Source organism: Aeromonas sp. TW 6, from assembly GCF_013168745.1.
In the GTDB taxonomy this organism is placed as follows: domain Bacteria; phylum Pseudomonadota; class Gammaproteobacteria; order Enterobacterales; family Aeromonadaceae; genus Aeromonas; species Aeromonas caviae.
The window spans coordinates 1-17,705 of the sequence record NZ_JABERS010000007.1 but is presented as its reverse complement, the minus strand read 5'-3'; the positions used below and the strand labels follow the sequence as shown (position 1 = coordinate 17,705).

The following is a 17,705-nucleotide window of genomic DNA, read 5'->3' as shown; positions in this document are numbered from 1 at the left end:
AGTGTACGATGATGCACTTTTTATGGTCCTGGTGCTGGTTGAGATAAAAAGTGTAGAGGAGTTCACTTTTTAGGGCGGAAAAGTTGGTGAGGGATGGTCTGGGGGATGATCGAGGGGCCGGGAGGATGTCGCTTGCAGAGCCGCAGTGCACTTCATGTTCACTTCACCGAACGGGATTAGGGTAAGCACCAGTTTTCAGTTGGAGCTTCACTCTATGCCCACCATAGTCACCCATGCCGCCGTACCTATCTGCCTTGGACTCGGGCTTGGCAGCCGGATTATCTCGCTGCGTCTGCTGCTGGCGGGGGTTGCCATCGCCATGCTGCCCGATGCCGACGTGCTCGCCTTCAAACTGGGGGTCGCCTATGGCCATGTCTTTGGCCATCGCGGCTTTACCCATTCATTGCTGTTCGCCTTTGCCCTGCCCACGCTGGCCATGCTGTTTCACCGCCATCTTCGGGCCAGCGCCGCCACCGTCTGGTCGTTTCTGCTGGTCTCTTTGCTCTCCCACAGCCTGCTCGATTCCCTCACCACAGGTGGCAAGGGGGTTGGCTGGCTCTGGCCGTGGCGTGACGAGCGTTTCTTTGCCCCCTGGCAGGTGATCCGGGTCGCTCCCTTCAAGCTGGAGGCCTATCTCACCGCCCGAGGTGAGGCGGTGATCCTCTCCGAGCTCTACTGGGTCTGGCTGCCGGGAGTTGTGCTGGTGTTGATGGGGTGGCGGGTGTGGAAACGGGGGCGGTAATGGTGAGATTGGAAAGGGTTGTTGGATATATGGTGGCTGAGAAAAAAATCAAAACGTGGACACCCATCTTTTGGGTTCTGGCGATGTGACGTCTCGCTCAGAAAGGTGGGTGTCCCAGATTTGTGTTATGACAAAGAGTTTAAATAAAAATAATGACGAATCATCAGTAATGTTTCAGCAACTGACCTCAAATCAGCGCTATTATTTCAATAAATTAGCTTTCATATTATCCTCGATAACGATTAATACCCGCAACACTAGAAAATTATATATCTACTCCACACGAAATAATTTAACGCTTTTATCACAAACAATCTCATGTTTAAAAGGTAGGTTCACTTTATCTAGAATAGTATCTGGGAAGAAGCACTTTATCATGGACAAAACAACCGCCATTTTAACAGCGACTATTCTTTTTTCTCGACTTAAGCATGCGACAGAGATGGCATATAAACGAGGGTTGAACTCGGATTTATTTGACAACACCCAAACCCCACCTCCACTCATACCTTGTGGGGCGGGAAGATTCGCTCCCTTATTCTCGAGATTTTCGTCATCCCATCTTGCAGATATTGTCAGTAACTCATCAATGACATCATTAGACATCTTACCTAAAAAATGGTCGGTTGAATGAATTAATAACTTTGGTTTCTTGTATCTATTTTTAAGAAGTTTGTTCATAGAGCTCGGGTAGCCAGCAATAATAAGAAATGTATCCTCACCTAGGGCAGGTTGAAAGTACTTTGTACCAATAATCCTGTGCAATCCTATAAAACAATTTCTCTGAAAATCGATGGTTTTGAAAATACCATATCTTGAAACATTTAACTCTACAACGGCGATATCATGGTGGTGTGGCAAATCTAGACTATCATCGCCGATTATATCTTCGGTTATGGTGAACTTACATCCATCTGAAAAATTCCATATCCATAATTCTTTATCTTTCAAATTTTCTCTAGCATTCATCACATGAGATGCGGTGACAAGAAAAAAACGATCAAGTAAATTTACAATAATACATGTTCCGACAAGTATTTCTTTACCTGATTTCTGGTCATACCCAATAATTGGAAAATGGTATTTACTAATATAATCATATACAGTTGGTTCTGAGTCTTCATTCATAGTTGTTACTCATTCATATTTTTATAGGAGGCAACACTGGGACTCCCACCTTTTTAGTGTTGGCTATGCAGGGTTGTGCTCATAAAGGTGGGTGTCCTGATTTTGGTTTCGTTGCTCAGAAATAGGGGGGGGGCTAACTTTTTAAAGGTATCAGTTTGAATGCTCTCACCCCGATTGTGTCTGCAAGCCATCCGATAGCAGCGCTGGGACGCCCATCTTTTTGAATGTTGGCTATGCTAAACCTTGCTCAGAAAGTTGGGTGTCCCAGATTTGTGAATTGCAAACGCCGGAAGCTACTTTTCGCGCTTAACTTTTCTTTTCATGTTGTTCCCAAGCGATAAATGAGAAACGCATAACGTGCTAGATCAGGGGCGCGCAGCTTGCGGCGCGTCCCTTGGCGCGTAGGGTTAGGCCGTGAACGCTTTTGCTCAAAATAGTTTTTTCCATAGCTGTTCTATGCGCGTTCCCTCAGTGCCTTTTCCGACATTATCTAGGCCACGAACCATGACATATAGCCCACCAAGAATTTGAATGGCTTCAACTGGGCCAAGCTTTGAATAGTCAAAGTTTGGGAAGAATATGTAGTAGGTCATGATTACGCCAACGATAAACTCGAAAATTCCATAAGACAGACGAAAACGCTCACGGTACCAATAAAGGCCAATGCCAAGCACAGGAAGCGCGAACAATGTGCCCCAAATGGAAATTGTGGTAATGAGGTATTTAATATTTGAAAACGCGAAATTACCAAATAGCGCAGAAACAATACCAAGGACAAAGCTAATAATCAGGTAACGCCGCTGATTGGAAATAATTTGCTTGGCTGTTACTTCAATTTCTTTATCTACTTTGCCAATAGATGGTTCGGTCAGAAATTGACGGCCACTGATTGCGCTAATACCCCTAGAGCCAAGGAATTCCACAAGCGCACGATCTGCTGTAACAACACAGACTGCTTTGGTCCCCATGCGATCGGCATAATCTATAGCTATCCGCGCAATGGCTATATCAGCACCATTTAGCCTTTGAGCGGCCCTGTCAGAAGCAATCGGTTCTTGTTTGATACTTGCTGGAGTTGGGGCAACGTGAGCACCTTTCCCGATTGCTTCAGCAATCACGTCTTGTACCCCACGCTGAACTCCGCGCAACCGCGCATGTTGCAGTTCTTCAAGTACCGCTTGTGGAATAACTATTTTTTTTCCGGCGGCCATTGCTAGTACTTCGGGATATTGAAGTACTACATTAGTGTCAATTATGTAGCGATCAGCCATAACTTGTGAAGGCCTAACAGTGATTAGATAGAAGGCGGCACTAATCCGATAGCAGAGTCTTTCGTATCACTATGCTCTGCCCAGATAGTTTCCACGGAAAAAATAAAATTAAATAAAAATATTAACAGTCTGTATCTGATTCTTGCATGTATTCACTTGACCTCATCTTTTACTCTTTCATTACCACTGTATAAAAAACATATCGTGTATTTGGCTAAAAATCGTAGGTTAGCGCAATTATGCTCGCCTGTTGGTCTTCGATCCGCTCTGCACCAACCTACAACAACCACGCTACCGCCCCTGAGTGGCAGACCCCAGTTCGCTGCTGTTAACCTGCGAGATAGCAACAATCGCAGCCATGGTGTGCTCCCGAGAGAGATTGTCGTTTGGCTATCTTAAGGGGGAGGGGGGCGCCTTGAGAAGCGTGTTTTGGCGGGAATCTGTGTTGGATCAATAAATTAGTCATCGATTGTGCTTTGGGTGATCAACGCATTTGGCCGGGAATGCAAAGTTACCCTCACCCCAGCCCTCTCCCAAGGGGAGAGGGGGCTTGTTCACGGTTGCACGATAGCCTCAGGCGGGCACGGTTTTGATCCCCCTCTTATTCGTTGAGGCGAGCCCTCTTGTCCAGGCCGCGAGGCAGGATGCCGAGCGAGTGGCGTTGGGCCATGGACGGCCCATCGGCGCGTGCCGTTGGACAAGAGGGTGAGCCGAAGGAACCCGACATCAGTCGGGCGAATAAGCGGGGGAGAAGACCTTTGGTGTTATTTGCCAAAGAGAGCGGGTCTTTCCAAAGTCACTCGCCCCGGCCCGAAGGGCGGGCGAAACCCTGTCGAGGGCGGAGCCCTCGCGTTCCATGCGGCGAAGCCGCACCGCATCAAGGGCTCAACCGCTGGCTCGGGAATTCGGCGAGAGTCTGTCGTCGTGGAACAGACGATTTCTTGCGGTGCAATGCGCTGCGCTTATTGCACCCTACGGTGCTCCATTGCATGGCGAAGCCGCGCCACCACATCAAGGTCGCGAACGTCTGATTACGCTTCGCTAATCAGACCTACAGAGGAGTAAACCGCTGACGCCGGATAACAAAAGGGAGCCTATCAGGCTCCCTTTTCTCAGACATGATCAATGGCATTTGACCCATGCCGCTCCTTATCGATTGGTCGCGGCCTTCATCCCTTCCACAAACTCCTTCAGACGGGTGAGCATATGCTCCGGGTTCTTGTGGTGGGTTTCGATGATCTTCACCACTGCCGAACCCGAGATGGCACCGGCGGCGCCAGCGGCGATGGCCTCACGTACCTGAGCCGGTTCGCTGATGCCAAAGCCGAGCAGGGCGGGGGGGGCGTTGAACTCGCGCAAGGTATTGATCAGCCCCTCCACCGGCATGCCGGCCTTGGTCTCGGCACCGGTCACGCCGGCGCGGCTCACCAGATAGGTGTAACCGGAGCCCAGCTCGGCAACAGCCTTGAGCGTCTCGGCATCGCCGTTGGGCGGGGCGATAAAGATGCTGTCGATGCCGAACTTGTCGGCGGCCGCCTTGTAGGGTTCGCACATCTGCACCGGCACGTCGGCCACCAGCACGGAGTCCACCCCCGCCTGCTGGCACTTCTCGTAGAAGCCGTCGATGTGGCGCACATAGACCAGGTTCGCGTAGACCAAAAGGCCAATGGGCAGCTGTGGGTACTTGGCGCGGATGCGGGCGAGCAGGCCGAAGCAGTCATCCGGGGTGGTGTGGCTGGCAAAGGCGCGCAGGGCGGCACCCTGAATGGTGGGGCCGTCCGCCACCGGATCGGAGAAGGGAATGCCGAGTTCGAGGGCGTCGGCGCCCCCTTCGACCAGGGCATCGACGATGGCCAGGGACAATTCGGGGGTGGGGTCACCCAGCATCACGAACGGCACAAAGGCGCCCTGATTGGCTTCGTCCAGACGGGAGAAGAGTTGTGCGTAACGGTTCATGACAAGGTTCCTTCTTTCTCGAAAATGTCGGCAACGGTGAAGATATCTTTGTCGCCACGGCCGGAGAGGTTGACGATGAGCACCTGCTCTTTTTCCGGTTCACTGCGGGCCATCTTGAGGGCATGGGCCAGGGCGTGGGAGGACTCCAGCGCGGGTATGATGCCTTCGGATTTGGCCAGCTCCTGGAAGGCGTCCAGCGCCTCCTTGTCGGTCACCGAGGGGTACTCGGCGCGGCCGATGGCGGCCAGGTGGGCGTGCTGGGGGCCGACGGAGGGGAAGTCCAGCCCCGCCGAGACGGAGTAGGACTCCTGGATCTGGCCCTGGTTGTCCTGCATCAGGAAGGAGTGCATGCCAAAGAAGACCCCCTTGCTGCCGTGACCGAGCGGCGCGCCGTGCTCGCCGCTCTCGATGCCGTGACCACCGGGTTCGACCCCGATAAGGCGCACGGAAGGCTCATCGATAAAGTCCGCAAACATGCCGATGGCATTGGAGCCGCCGCCAACGCAGGCGATCACCGCATCGGGCAGGCGCTCTTCTTTTTCGAAGCACTGGGCCTTGGCCTCTTCCCCGATCATCTTCTGGAACTCCCGCACGATAGTGGGGAAGGGGTGGGGGCCAGCGGCGGTGCCGAGCAGGTAGTGGGCGGTCTCGTAGTTGGCAGCCCAGTCCCGCAGCGCCTCGTTGCAGGCATCTTTGAGGGTGCTGGAGCCGGAGTGCACCGGGATCACGGTGGCGCCCATCAGCTTCATGCGAAACACGTTCGGCTTCTGGCGCTCGCAATCCTTGGCTCCCATGTAGACCCGGCACTTGAGGCCGAGCAGGGCGCAGGCCAGTGCAGTGGCCACACCGTGCTGACCGGCGCCGGTCTCGGCGATGATCTCGTGCTTGCCCATGCGCTTGGCAAGCAGGGCCTGACCCAGCACCTGGTTGGTCTTGTGGGCGCCGCCGTGCAGCAGATCTTCACGCTTGAGGTAGAGGCGGGTCTTGGTGCCCTTGGTCAGATTGCGGGTCAGGGTGAGCGGGGTCGGGCGACCGGCGTACTCGGTCAGGAGTGCCTGAAACTCGGCGACGAAGGCCGGATCGTCCTTGGCATCGACGAAGGCCTTCTCCAGCTGGAGCAGGGCGGGGATGAGGATCTGGGGCACGTACATACCACCAAATTCACCGAAAAACGGATTGAGCAGGGTCATGGTTATCTTCCTTTACATTCTGCAATTGAGATCAGGTATGAGCCTTGGCGGGCTGAGGCGTATGGCTGGGGCACATACATGTCATCGACGAAATTCACCGAAAAACGGATTGAGCAGGGTCATACATTATTCCTTGTGCTTATGGGCAAACGCAGTTCATTAATTCGTTGAATGAGTCACGGGGGCGCTCACAGTTGGCGCAGGGCGCCAAAGGCGGCAGCCAGCTTGTGGGCATCCTTCCTGCCCGGGGCACTCTCCACCCCGGAGTTGAAATCAAGGCCGAGGCAGCCCACTTGCGCGGCCTCGAGGGCGTTGTCGGGGTTGAGGCCCCCCGCCAGCATCAGCCGGGCTTTATCGAGATGGGCCAGCAGGGTCCAGTCGAACGCCTGGCCGGTGCCGCCGCTCTGGCTGCCGACCGCAGTTTTCACGACAGTATCGAGCAGCAGGCGATCCGCCGGGTAGTCGAGGGTGGGCAGGGGCTCGCCACTTGTGACTCCGACGGCCTTCCAGATCTGGCAGCCCGCCGGCAGCAGGGGGCGCAGGGTCTCGATATAGGCGGCGTCTTCGTCCCCGTGCAGTTGCACGGCGGCGAGCCCCAGCGCATCCACCGTCTTGGCGATGGTGGCGGGCTGGGCATTGCGAAACACCCCGACGTAAGAGAGCGGCGCGCCCGCCATCACGGCGCGGGCGGCGGGAATGTCCACGTAGCGCGGGCTTTTCGCCACAAAGATGAGGCCGCCGAACACGGCGCCCGCCTGATGGGCGGCGGCGGCGTCCTCGGGACGGGTCAGGCCGCACACCTTGTTCTGGCCGAGCACGAGCTTGCGCACCGCGGCCTCCAGATCCGGCTCCGCCATGAGGGAAGATCCCACCAGGAAGCCCTTGGCGTGGTGGCGCAGGGCCGCCACCTGGGCGCGGTGGTTGATGCCGGATTCGCTGATCACCACCCGATCCCCCGGGATCCTGGCCGCCAGTTGCCGGGTGCGGGCAAGATCGACGCTCAAATCCCGCAGATCCCGGTTGTTGATGCCAATCACCGGGGCGCCGAGGTCGATGGCGCGGGTCAGCTCCTCCTCGTTGCTCACCTCGGTGAGCACCCCGAGGCCCAATTCTTTCGCCACTTTGAACAGGGCGCGATACCCCTCGTCGGTGAGCACGGAGAGCATCAAGAGGATGGCGTCCGCCTGATAGTGGCGGGCCAGATAGACCTGATAGGGGTCAATCATGAAGTCCTTGCAGAGCACCGGCTGCTGGACGCGGCCGCGTACCCGGGGCAGGAAGGCGAAATCCCCCTGGAAGAACTTCTCGTCCGTCAGCACCGAGATGGCGGTGGCGTAGTGGCCATAGATGTCGGCGATGGCCTCCGGGCTGAAGTCGTTGCGGATCAAGCCCTTGGAGGGGGAGGCCTTCTTGCACTCCAGAATGAAGCGGGTGGAGCCTTGGCGCAGATCCCCCTCGAAGTCCCGATCGCTTGGGGTCAGCGCGTCCTGGAAGCTCGCCAGGGGCTGGCTCTCCTTGCGGGCGGCGACCCACTCCTGCTTGGCCGCCACGATCTTGCCGAGGATGGTCTGGCTGATGGAGGCCATGTTCAGAAAGGCGTGGGGAGCAATGACATCTGACATCTCGTTATCCTTGCGAAGCTGGCTGTTGCCCGTCGGGCGTTCTGGGTGAGTGCCCCTGGGGCACGCTGTGGTGGTGGCTGACATCATGCCTCCTGATGGCTCAGGGTGGCGAGATCCCGGGCGAGGAGGGCGGCCTGGCCGCTTGCCAGCACCGCCAGCACCCGGGCGGCGGCCTGCCTAAAGTCCGGGGCCTCGCCCGCCATGACCAGGAGCGGCGCCACGTTGGCGGCGATGGCGGCGTTGTGGGCCGGGCTGCCGCGTCCTTCCAGGATGGCGGCGGTGATGGCGCGGTTCTCCTCGGGCTCACCGCCCTGGATGGCGCTGACCGGGTAGGTGTCGAGGCCAAAGTCCGCCGGGGTGAGCAAGTACTCGCGAATTTCGCCGTCGCGGATTTCCGCCACCTGGGTCGGGCCGTGGATGGCAATCTCGTCGAGACCGGCGCCGTGCACCACCATACCGGTTTTCAGGCCGAGTGCCAGCAGGGTTTCGGCGATGGGGCGCACCAGCTCGGGGGCATAGACCCCCATCAGCTGGAAGCTGGGACGAGCGGGGTTGATGAGCGGCCCCAGCACGTTGAACAGGGTGCGGGTCTTGAGGGCCTGGCGCACCGGCATGGCATGGCGCACCCCGGCGTGGTACTGGGGGGCGAACAGGAAGCAGACCCCGAGCTCGTCCAGGCAGCGGCGGGCCTGGGCCGGGCTCATGTCGAGCTTGATGCCCATTTTATCGAGCAGATCGCTCGACCCCGACTTGCTCGAGACCGAGCGGTTGCCGTGCTTGGCCACTTTCAGGCCGCAGGCGGCGGCCACCAGGGCCGAGGTGGTGGAGACGTTGATGGTGTTGAGGCCGTCTCCCCCGGTGCCGACGATGTCGCAGAAGGCATAGTCCGGGCGCGGGAAGTCGCGGGCTTCGGCCAAGAGCGCCTCGGCGGCGCCGGCGATCTCCTCCGGGGTCTCCCCCTTGATCTTGAGGGCGGTCAAAAGGCTCGCGAGCACGATGGGATCCACTTCACCACGAACCACCTGGCCGAAGGCGTCGCGGGCGGCGTCGCGGGTGAGAGACTGACCCTGATAGAGGGTGTTGAGATGTTGATGCATGGTCTCTTCCTTACCGCACGTGGCTTTCTGGACGGGTGACATGGGCGAGGGCCTGGGTGAGCAGGCGGGCCCCTTCGCTGGTCATGATGGATTCCGGGTGGAACTGGAAGCCCAGCACCCGCTCGTCACGCTGCTCGATGGCCATGGGCATGCCCTGATAGTGGGCAATCACCTGCAACTCTTGTGGCACATAGGTGGCCACCAGGGAGTGGTAGCGGGCCACCGGCAAGGGGCTCGGCAGCCCCGCGAAGGCGCCATGGCCGTTGTGCTCGATGAGGGAGCGCTTGCCGTGGACGATTTCCCCCGCCGCCCCGACGGTGCCGCCGTAGGCTTCGCACAGGGCCTGATGACCGAGGCAGATGCCGAGGATGGGCACCCGGCCCCGGGCCAGCTTGATGAGATCGATGAGGCAGCCCGCCTCATGGGGGGCGCCCGGCCCCGGGGAGAGCACCAGCACGGCGTCCCCTTCGCAGGCGTCGATCTCACTCATGATGCGGCTCGCCGGCAGGCTGTTGCGGTAGATGCGCACCGGGTAGCCCAGGGTGCGGAACTGGTCGACGAGGTTGTAGGTAAACGAGTCGAAGTTGTCGAGCAGGAAGATGTTAGTCATGGGACTGCTCCTTCGAAGTGCGGAACTGGTCGGCCAAAGCGTTGTAAGTGAACGAATCGACGTTGTCGAGCAGGAAGATGTTAGTCATGGCTCACGTCCTTGTGTTGTTCCTGCTGGGCGCTGAGGGCCTGCAGGGAGGTGCCATGGCTGGCAGCGATGGCGGCCAGCACGGCCGCCGCCTTGGCGCGGGTCTCGTCCGCCTCGGCCTGGGGTTTGGAGTCATAGACCACCCCGGCGCCGGCCTGGACATGGGCGACCCCCTCTTTCACGAAGGCGGAGCGGATGACGATGCAGGTGTCCATCTCCCCTGCGCCGTTCAGGTAACCCACGGCGCCGCCGTAGCTGCCGCGACGCTTGCCTTCCACCATGCGGATAAGCTCGCTGGCGCGCAGCTTGGGGGCACCGGTCAGGGTGCCCATGTTCATGCAGGCCTGGTAGGCGTGCAGGGCGTCAAGGTCGGCGCGAAGGGTGCCCACCACCCGGGAGACCAGGTGCATGACGTGGCTGTAGCGATCCACTTTGAGCAGATCCTTGACGTAGCGGGTGCCGGGGGCGGAGATGCGGGCGATGTCGTTGCGGCCCAGATCCACCAGCATCAGGTGCTCGGCCACCTCTTTCTCGTCCTGGCGCAGCTCCAGCTCGATGCGGCCGTCCAGATCCAGGTTGATGCTGCCGTCCGGGTTGAGGCCACGGCGGCGGGTGCCGGCGATGGGGTACATCTCCACCTGGCGGCTGTTGGCACAGAACTTGACCGCGCTCTCGGGGGAGGCGCCAAACAGGGTGAAGCCCTCGTCCTGCACGTAGAACATGTAGGGGCTGGGGTTGGTCTGCTTGAGGCGGCGATAGGCGGCGACGGGATCCGGGCAGGGGAGGGAGAAGCTGCGGGACGGCACCACCTGGAAGATGTCACCACGGCGGATGAAGCCCTTGAGCTTCTCGACCTCGGCGCAGAACTGCTTGTCTCCCTTGTCGACGGCCAGGGCGCCGGTCAGCGGCGCCGTGCCCTGCGGCGCAGGCAGCGGCTGCTGACAGGCCTGTTTGAAGGACTCGAGGCGAGCGGTCAGGCGGGCGTAGCGCGCGTCCAGCTGCTCATCCTCTTCGCCGCCGAACAGGCAGGCCAGCAACTGGGTGCTCTGCTTGATGTGATCGATGGTGATCAGGGTCTCGGCCACATAGAAGCAGTAGTCAGGGCAGTCGTTGCTCCCCTCTGGCACCTCGGGCAAGTCTTCAAAGGAGGCGATGAGGTCGTAGGCGAAGCTGCCCGCCATGAAGAGGGCCTCTTTGCCCTGCTGGCATTGCAGCTCCCGCTGCAGGGTACGCAGCACGTCCAGCACGCTGCTGCCCTTGAGGCGGCTGTCTTCGTCAAGCTCCCGATCGGACGCCGGGAAGTCGAGGTGCAGCTCGTCCGCCACCCGGGTCTGGGTGATGACGGCGGGCAGGCGCTGCTCCAGCAGACGCAGCAGGGCGGCGCCGTTGTCGCCGAGGGGGCGCACCTGCACGGCGCGGCCGCGGCACTCGATGCGCAGGCAGGCGTCCACCAGCAGCAGGCTCTGGGTACCGGCCTTGGAGTCGATCTCCACCGATTCGAGCAGCAGGTTGTTGGGTCTGTCCTGGCAGAGTCGAGTATAGAGTGCCAGGGGGTCTGTCACATAGGGGGCATTGAGCCGGATGGTATCGAATTCGCCCAGGGGCAAACGGGTCTTGTTGCCTGTCATAATGCCTTCCCTTGCATGTGTTGTGTGTCACCGATGGTCATGGCGCTGTCTCTCTTGAAAATGGGTCGGGTTCGGGTCACGTCAGCGAGTTCGCCATCGCCATGTCAGTGTGCTTCTCTGAATTGTCGGTTTCATCACAGGTCCATTTGCCGGATAATAAAAAAGCCCGCTGGGGTCAGCGGGCTTTTTCTTTGGGTTCTTAACTTGCTGTCAGATTACAGGTACAGCAACGACCACACGCCCGCATGTCAGGGAGTGTGCCACCACCAGATGGTCAGGATGGAAGTCGCTTGCATGAGATTGAGTCCTGTAAAAAGATGTTTGCAATGAAGTGCCTACAGAAAACGATAAAGCCGCGGCCAAGTCAAGTCGCTTTTTTGCCGGCCTTTTCCAGGCAGGTCCCAAACAAGAGCGAAACACGCCGATGAGATTCGATCTTCATTGCCACACCACCGCCTCGGACGGGGTGCTGAGCCCCGCCGACCTGGTGCGCCGCGCCGCCGAAAAAGGGGTGGAGGTGTTAGCGGTCACTGACCACGATACCCTCGACGGGCTTGAGGAGGTGCGCCAGACCATCTCGGCCGACCAGTTGCCACTGCGCCTGGTGAGCGGGGTGGAGATCTCCACCGGGTGGGAGCATCACGAGATCCACATCGTGGCCCTCGGGGTGGACGAGAAAAATCCCCAGTTGCTCGCCTTTTTGGCAGGGCAGCGGGCTCGCCGGGAGGCGCGCGCCGAGGAAATAGGGCGTCGTCTGGAGAAGTGCCTCATCCCGGGCACCTATGAAGAGGCCAAGCAGCTTGCCGGTGACGCCGCCGTGACCCGGGCCCACTTTGCCCGGGTGCTGGTGGCGCGCGGGGTGGCCGACAATATGCAGAAGGTGTTCAAGAAGTACCTGAGCCGGGGCAACAAGGGCTATGTTCCCGCCGAGTGGCCCGGGATGGGGGAGGCCATCGAGGCCATCCACGCCGCAGGCGGGCTGGCGGTGCTGGCCCACCCGAGCCGCTACAATCTCACCGCCAAGTGGATCAAGCGGCTGCTGGTGGCCTTCAAGGCCGTCGGGGGGGATGCCATGGAGGTCTCCCTGCCCCAGCAGAGCCCACAGGAGCGGGCGAATCTCGGCCAGTGGGCCAGGGAGCACGATCTCTATATTTCGGTGGGGTCCGATTTTCACTTCCCCTCCAACTGGACCGAGCTTGGCCGCCACCTCTGGCTCCCCAAGGAGGGGATGCCGCTGTGGCTCGGTCACCCCGGTCATTTCGGGCTCACCCCCGAGGAGCATGCGGGCCTGCTGGCCAGCCGCTGAGCGCCCCGGGCCGGCATCTTTGATGCAGGCGAGTCTGCGTCAAACAGGTTAAGGTAGTGTCATGGGCCAAGGGGCCCTTGACCATGAAGCGGGCAACGAGCGTGCCCCCTATCGCGAGAAGAGCATATGAGTCAGCATTTTTACGTACATCCCGACAATCCCCAGGTTCGCCTCATCAGCCAGGCGGTGCAGATCCTGCAAAACGGCGGCGTCATCGTCTATCCCACCGACTCCGGCTACGCCCTGGGCTGCCAGATGGGCAACAAGGATGCCCTGGAGCGCATCTGCCGCATCCGTCGCATCGAGCCGAACCACGACTTCACCCTGGTGTGCCGGGATCTCTCGGAGATCTCCACTTACGCCAAGGTGGACAACACCGCCTTCCGGCTGGTCAAGAACAACACCCCCGGACCCTACACCTTCATCTTCAAGGCCACCAAGGAGGTGCCGCGCCGCCTCATGAACGAGAAGAAGAAGACCATCGGCATCCGGGTCCCGGCCAACAACATCGCGCTGGCCTTGCTCGAGGCCCTCGGTGAGCCGCTGCTCTCCACCACCCTGATCCTGCCGGGCTCCGAGATGGCGGAGTTCGACCCCGAGGAGATTGCCGACAAGCTCGGCAAGCAGCTGGATCTGGTGGTCAACGGCGGGTATCTGGGCGAGCAGCCCACCACTGTGGTGGACTTCTCCGACGACGAGCCCGTGCTGCGTCGCCGCGGTGCCGGGGATCCGACGCCGTTTGAGTGATCTTGCCGACCCCGTGCCCGCGCTGACAACCCCCGCGGGCACGACGGGGGAGGCTTCCCTTCCCCCGCCCATCGCCACCGTGCTGGGGCAGCCCTACCATGAGCTGCCCCAGGACTTGTTCATCCCCCCCGATGCGCTGGAGGTGTTTCTCGACACCTTCGAGGGGCCGCTGGATCTCTTGCTCTACCTCATCCGGCGCCAGCAGCTCGACATCCTCAACCTGCCCATCCTGCAGATCACCGCCCAGTACATGGAGTACGTGGATCTGATGCAGGGGCTCAATCTCGAGCTGGCGGCGGAATACCTGCTGATGGCGGCCTGGCTCGCGGAGATAAAGTCCCGCCTGCTGCTGCCCAAGGCCCCGGAGCTGGAAGACGAGGAGGAGGGGGAAGATCCTCGCGTCACCCTCATTCGTCGCCTGCAGGAGTACGAGCGCTACAAGCTGGGGGCGGAGCGGGTCAATGCCCTGCCGAGGGTGGAGCGGGAGATCTTCGTCGCCGCCGCCATGGCGCCGGATTTTGGTGCCTTGAAGCCATTGGCGCCCGATGTTTCTCTGGTTGAACTCGCCCTTTACATGCAAAGTGTGGTAAAACGCGCGACTCATTTTGAACATCACCAGATCCGCCGCGAGCAGATCCCGACCCGGGTACGGATGGCGGAGATCCTCGCCATGCTCTCCCTGGGCCAGACCCTGCGCCTGGAGCAGGTGCTGCGGGCCGAGGAGGGGCGCATGGGGGTGCTGGTGACCTTCCTGGCCCTGCTGGAGCTGTGCAAGGAACAATTGATCTGGATCTTGCAGGCGGAGCCCCTGGGCCCCATCCATTTTGCCCTGGCCAGTCAGGGGAAAGGGGAGGAGCATGAGCATCTACACTGAGCGAGGGGCGGCGCCAGGGGCGCGGACCCGGGAGGTCCACCGTGGCGCTGCCTGCTGAACGATTGAAGACCCTGATCGAGGCGGCGATCTTCGTGGCGGGGCGTCCCCTCACGGTGAGCGAAATCAAGGGCAGCGTGCTCTCGGACTACCCGGTCACCGGCCGCTATGTCCAGCTGCTGCTGGCAGAGCTCAGACAGGATTACAGCGAGCGGGGGGTCGAGCTCAAAGAGGTGGCCTCCGGCTGGCGTTTCCAGGCCCGCCAGGAGTATGCCGAGGAGCTGTCGCGCCTGTGGAGCGAGCGGGCTCCCCGTTATTCCCGCGCCGTGATGGAGACGCTGACGCTGATTGCCTATCGTCAGCCCATCACCCGGGCGGAGATAGAAGCCATCCGCGGGGTGGCGGTGTCGAGCCAGATCGTCAACACCCTCAAGGAGCGTGGCTGGGTGCGCAGCATCGGCCACAAGGAGGTGGCGGGTCGCCCCGAGCTGCTCGCCACCACCCGTGAATTTCTGGACTATTTCAACCTGCAGAGTCTGGAGCAGCTCCCCGAGCTGGATCCCGAGCTGCAGGCCCCCTTGTCGCTCATGCCGGGCGAGGGCGGTGACGGTCAGCCTCTGGCAGGCCGTGCTGAGCATGAACATGGTGGGGAGGCCAACGGGGCCTTCCCACAAGAGCCAAGGTTGTCCGCGATGTCGGCGGGCAGCGATCAACAATCAGGTAAACCCGATGAGTGAAAAACTGCAAAAAGTATTGGCCCGCGCGGGTCAAGGCTCCCGTCGTGAGATGGAGGCCCTGATCACCGCAGGTCGGGTCAGCGTGGATGGCAAGGTCGCCACGCTGGGGGATCGCGTCGAAGTGAACGCCGTGATCCGGGTGGATGGCCACCAGGTCAAGACCCGCGCCGCAGAGGAAGTGATCTGCCGCGTGCTGGCCTACCACAAGCCCGAAGGGGAGATGTGCACCCGCCACGATCCGGAAGGACGTCCCACCGTGTTTGATCGTCTGCCCAAGATGGATGGCGCCCGCTGGATTGCGGTCGGCCGCCTTGACGTCAACACCTCCGGTCTCTTGCTGTTCACCACCGACGGTGAACTGGCGAACCGCCTGATGCACCCGAGCCACGAAGTGGAGCGGGAATACGCGGTGCGGGTCTTTGGCGAGATCACCGAAGCCATGTTGCAGCGCCTGCGCAAGGGCGTGCAGCTGGAAGACGGCATGGCCAAGTTCAACAAGATCAAGCCCGCCGGTGGCGAGGGGCTGAACCAGTGGTTCAACGTCACCCTGACCGAGGGCCGCAACCGGGAAGTGCGCCGCCTGTGGGAATCCCAGGAAGTGCAGGTGAGCCGCCTGATGCGTATCCGCTACGGCGACGTCAAGCTGGATCGCGGCATCCCCCGCGGCGGCTGGCAGGAGCTGAAACTCCCCGAGGTGAACTACCTGCGCGGCCTGGTGAATCTGCCGAACGAGACCGAGTCCAAGGTGGATCTGCAGCAGGACGGCAAGGCCGGTCGCCACAAGCAGGCCGCCCAGATCCGTCGCGCCGTCAAGCGCCACAAGGAGATGCAGGGCAAGGAGCCGCGCGCGCGCAGCACCACCGCCCGTCGCAAGCCGACCTCCTCCACCCGCAACTCCGGCACCGGCAGCAAGTAAGCCGTCGCCCTGTCGGCCCGGAACAACCCAAGCCCGCACCTTATGGTGCGGGCTTTTTGTTGCCTGTTCCCGCCGGGCTCCTTGAGACTGAATCGCACAGGGGAGAGAAAGGGCCAGACAGGCTCCTACCCCTCAGAGAGGGGGAGGCCGGGAGGGGGTGGCTGTGGTTTACGCTGAAATAGTTTGTAGCCAAAGGAGCACAGCCATGAGCGAGAGGCCCGTCCGTATTTTCAACCGTGAGGCCACGCTGGATAAACGACGTGAACAAAGAGGCAATCCGACAGAGCCCGAACGGCGATTGTGGCAGGTGCTTCGGGCTGGGCAACTGGGAGTCAAGTTTCGCCGTCAACAAGGCATTGGCCCATACATTGCCGACTTTTACTGTCCCGAGCGGTTATTGGTGATAGAGGTCGATGGTGACAGCCATTTCGACGAGCGAGGCTTGAGCCATGACAAGCAACGGGATGCCTATATGGCGGCCCTGTCGTTGACGGTACTGAGATTTAGCAACAGGGAGGTGATGCAAAATCTACCCGGAGTGGTTGTATCTATTCGGGCATGGCTTGATCACGTCTGACCCCACCCCAGCCCTCCCCTTGCCAGGGGAGGGGGCCAGAGTTGCCTCTGTGTGGGTTGGAGAGCTCATGCTCCTCCCCCTTTTGAAGGGGGAGGCCGGGAGGGGGTTGCGGCCGGGATGCGCGCCAGGAAGGTTGCCCTGCCGGGACGGGCTTGTTAGCCTTTCCCGCACTGATACAGGAGAAACCAATGAGCAAGGTACTGGATGAGCTGCTGGCACTGCTGGCGCTCGAAAAGATCGAGGAGGGCCTGTTTCGGGGCCAGAGCCAGGATCTCGGGTTGCGATCCGTGTTTGGCGGACAGGTGATGGGGCAGGCCTTGTCAGCCGCCAAGCAGACGGTGGCAAGCGACCGCCAGGTCCACAGTTTCCACTCCTACTTCCTGCGCCCCGGGGATGCCAACAAGCCCATCGTCTACGACGTGGAGAACATCCGCGACGGCCAGACCGTCTCCACCCGCCGGGTCAAGGCCATCCAGAATGGCAAGCCCATCTTCTACCTCAACGCCTCCTTCCAGGTGGAGGCCGAGGGCTTCGAGCACCAGGCGAAGATGCCGGCCGGCATCACGCCCCCGGAGCAGCTCAAGAGCGAGCTGGAGCTGGTGCGTCCCTACGAGCAGATGATCCCGGCGGCCCTGCGGGACAAGATCCTGTGCGAGAAGCCCATCGAAATTCGCCCCGTGACCCTGGTGGACCCCATCCGCCCGGATGTTCACGAGCCCCTTCGCTACACCTGGTTCAAGGCCAATGGCCCGGTGCCGGATGATCAGCGGGTCCACAACTACCTGCTGGCCTATGCCTCCGACTTCCACTTCCTGTTCGCCGCCCTGCAGCCCCACGGGGTCTCCTACTGGGAGCCGGACATGCAGGTGGCCACCATCGATCACTCCATGTGGTTCCACCGGGAGTTCCGGCTGGACGACTGGCTGCTCTACGTGGTGGACAGCCCGAGCGCCAGCGGCGGTCGGGGTCTGGTGCGCGGCCAGTTCTTCACCCGGGATGGGGTATTGGTGGCGAGCACCATGCAGGAAGGGGTGATCCGTCGCCGGGGCTGAGACGCCCTCTTGCACCAATAAAAAACGGGAGCCGATGGCTCTAATGCCAGTCAGTTAAGCCTGACTGGCATTGTTTTTACTAGGTTTTCTCGTCGCATACTTCTGTGGTTTGGCTTTGATGCACCTTGGGTAACTTCGTTCTCGGCGGGCGGGTAACTTGAACTGCTC

16 protein-coding genes are annotated in these 17,705 nt (G+C 60.4%); 8 read left to right on the top strand and 8 right to left on the bottom strand.

Annotated elements, in window-relative coordinates:
- Positions 1-214 precede the first annotated feature (214 nt).
- Positions 215-742, top strand: a complete 528-nt coding sequence (locus tag HKD46_RS05020; RefSeq protein WP_128297155.1) for a metal-dependent hydrolase — start codon at positions 215-217, stop codon at positions 740-742.
- 273 nt (positions 743-1,015) lie between these two features.
- Here HKD46_RS05020 and HKD46_RS05015 read toward each other — a convergent pair whose 3' ends face one another.
- The 8 genes from HKD46_RS05015 to HKD46_RS04980 form a co-directional block, all read right to left on the bottom strand.
- Positions 1,016-1,870: a hypothetical protein gene (locus HKD46_RS05015; protein WP_128297156.1), complete on the bottom strand. Its 855-nt coding sequence runs from the start codon at positions 1,868-1,870 to the stop codon at positions 1,016-1,018.
- A 428-nt stretch (positions 1,871-2,298) separates the two neighbouring features.
- Positions 2,299-3,141: a PIN domain-containing protein gene (locus HKD46_RS05010; protein WP_128297157.1), complete on the bottom strand. Its 843-nt coding sequence runs from the start codon at positions 3,139-3,141 to the stop codon at positions 2,299-2,301.
- Positions 3,142-4,290: 1,149 nt separating this feature from the next.
- Positions 4,291-5,097, bottom strand: a complete 807-nt coding sequence (gene trpA / locus HKD46_RS05005; protein ID WP_109422163.1) for a tryptophan synthase subunit alpha — start codon at positions 5,095-5,097, stop codon at positions 4,291-4,293.
- Positions 5,094-6,287: a tryptophan synthase subunit beta gene (trpB, locus tag HKD46_RS05000; protein WP_041214833.1), complete on the bottom strand. Its 1,194-nt coding sequence runs from the start codon at positions 6,285-6,287 to the stop codon at positions 5,094-5,096. Before trpB ends, trpA begins: the two co-directional genes overlap by 4 nt.
- 188 nt (positions 6,288-6,475) lie before the next feature.
- Entirely contained in the window at positions 6,476-7,993 is a 1,518-nt protein-coding gene (gene trpCF / locus HKD46_RS04995; protein ID WP_109422164.1) for a bifunctional indole-3-glycerol-phosphate synthase TrpC/phosphoribosylanthranilate isomerase TrpF, read from the bottom strand.
- A complete protein-coding gene (gene trpD / locus HKD46_RS04990) occupies positions 7,993-9,006 on the bottom strand; it encodes an anthranilate phosphoribosyltransferase (RefSeq protein ID WP_010673697.1) in 1,014 nt (337 codons plus the stop codon). The genes trpCF and trpD overlap by 1 nt, the downstream gene beginning before the upstream one ends.
- 10 nt (positions 9,007-9,016) lie before the next feature.
- Positions 9,017-9,616, bottom strand: a complete 600-nt coding sequence (locus tag HKD46_RS04985; protein WP_109422165.1) for an aminodeoxychorismate/anthranilate synthase component II — start codon at positions 9,614-9,616, stop codon at positions 9,017-9,019.
- Positions 9,617-9,696: 80 nt separating this feature from the next.
- Complete coding sequence (locus HKD46_RS04980) at positions 9,697-11,331, bottom strand: anthranilate synthase component 1 (RefSeq protein ID WP_041213211.1); 1,635 nt, start codon at positions 11,329-11,331, stop codon at positions 9,697-9,699.
- A 424-nt stretch (positions 11,332-11,755) separates the two neighbouring features.
- On the opposite strand from HKD46_RS04980, the gene rnm reads away from it, so the two are divergent.
- From rnm to tesB, 7 genes are all read left to right on the top strand, one after another.
- Positions 11,756-12,637, top strand: a complete 882-nt coding sequence (gene rnm, locus HKD46_RS04975; RefSeq protein WP_039039192.1) for an RNase RNM — start codon at positions 11,756-11,758, stop codon at positions 12,635-12,637.
- 126 nt (positions 12,638-12,763) lie between these two features.
- On the top strand, positions 12,764-13,384 hold the full coding sequence (locus tag HKD46_RS04970; RefSeq protein WP_010673702.1) for an L-threonylcarbamoyladenylate synthase: 621 nt from the start codon (positions 12,764-12,766) through the stop codon (positions 13,382-13,384).
- A complete protein-coding gene (locus HKD46_RS04965; protein ID WP_010673703.1) occupies positions 13,377-14,258 on the top strand; it encodes a ScpA family protein in 882 nt (293 codons plus the stop codon). Before HKD46_RS04970 ends, HKD46_RS04965 begins: the two co-directional genes overlap by 8 nt.
- A 41-nt stretch (positions 14,259-14,299) precedes the next feature.
- Positions 14,300-14,992 (top strand): SMC-Scp complex subunit ScpB, encoded by a 693-nt coding sequence (gene scpB / locus HKD46_RS04960; RefSeq protein ID WP_042014199.1) that lies wholly within the window; start codon positions 14,300-14,302, stop codon positions 14,990-14,992.
- Positions 14,985-15,908 carry a 23S rRNA pseudouridine(2605) synthase RluB gene (gene rluB, locus HKD46_RS04955; RefSeq protein WP_128297159.1) on the top strand — a complete coding sequence of 308 codons (924 nt, stop codon included), beginning with the start codon at positions 14,985-14,987 and terminating at the stop codon, positions 15,906-15,908. The genes scpB and rluB overlap by 8 nt, the downstream gene beginning before the upstream one ends.
- Before the next feature lie 205 nt (positions 15,909-16,113).
- A complete protein-coding gene (locus HKD46_RS04950; protein WP_161470207.1) occupies positions 16,114-16,485 on the top strand; it encodes an endonuclease domain-containing protein in 372 nt (123 codons plus the stop codon).
- Between the two features lie 188 nt (positions 16,486-16,673).
- The gene (tesB, locus tag HKD46_RS04945; protein ID WP_039039188.1) at positions 16,674-17,537 is read left to right on the top strand and encodes an acyl-CoA thioesterase II; all 864 of its coding nucleotides are present in this window, start codon (positions 16,674-16,676) and stop codon (positions 17,535-17,537) included.
- Positions 17,538-17,705: the final 168 nt, after the last annotated feature.

Excerpts from the sequence above, each read along its gene's own strand:
- HKD46_RS05020 (WP_128297155.1), top strand. The coding sequence starts at position 215 with ATGCCCACCATAGTCACCCATGCCGCCGTACCTATCTGCCTTGGACTC.
- HKD46_RS05015 (WP_128297156.1), bottom strand. The coding sequence starts at position 1,870 with ATGAATGAAGACTCAGAACCAACTGTATATGATTATATTAGTAAATAC.
- HKD46_RS05010 (WP_128297157.1), bottom strand. The coding sequence starts at position 3,141 with ATGGCTGATCGCTACATAATTGACACTAATGTAGTACTTCAATATCCC.
- trpA (WP_109422163.1), bottom strand. The coding sequence starts at position 5,097 with ATGAACCGTTACGCACAACTCTTCTCCCGTCTGGACGAAGCCAATCAG.
- trpB (WP_041214833.1), bottom strand. The coding sequence starts at position 6,287 with ATGACCCTGCTCAATCCGTTTTTCGGTGAATTTGGTGGTATGTACGTG.
- trpCF (WP_109422164.1), bottom strand. The coding sequence starts at position 7,993 with ATGTCAGCCACCACCACAGCGTGCCCCAGGGGCACTCACCCAGAACGC.
- trpD (WP_010673697.1), bottom strand. The coding sequence starts at position 9,006 with ATGCATCAACATCTCAACACCCTCTATCAGGGTCAGTCTCTCACCCGC.
- HKD46_RS04985 (WP_109422165.1), bottom strand. The coding sequence starts at position 9,616 with ATGACTAACATCTTCCTGCTCGACAACTTCGACTCGTTTACCTACAAC.
- HKD46_RS04980 (WP_041213211.1), bottom strand. The coding sequence starts at position 11,331 with ATGACAGGCAACAAGACCCGTTTGCCCCTGGGCGAATTCGATACCATC.
- rnm (WP_039039192.1), top strand. The coding sequence starts at position 11,756 with ATGAGATTCGATCTTCATTGCCACACCACCGCCTCGGACGGGGTGCTG.
- HKD46_RS04970 (WP_010673702.1), top strand. The coding sequence starts at position 12,764 with ATGAGTCAGCATTTTTACGTACATCCCGACAATCCCCAGGTTCGCCTC.
- rluB (WP_128297159.1), top strand. The coding sequence starts at position 14,985 with ATGAGTGAAAAACTGCAAAAAGTATTGGCCCGCGCGGGTCAAGGCTCC.
- HKD46_RS04950 (WP_161470207.1), top strand. The coding sequence starts at position 16,114 with ATGAGCGAGAGGCCCGTCCGTATTTTCAACCGTGAGGCCACGCTGGAT.
- tesB (WP_039039188.1), top strand. The coding sequence starts at position 16,674 with ATGAGCAAGGTACTGGATGAGCTGCTGGCACTGCTGGCGCTCGAAAAG.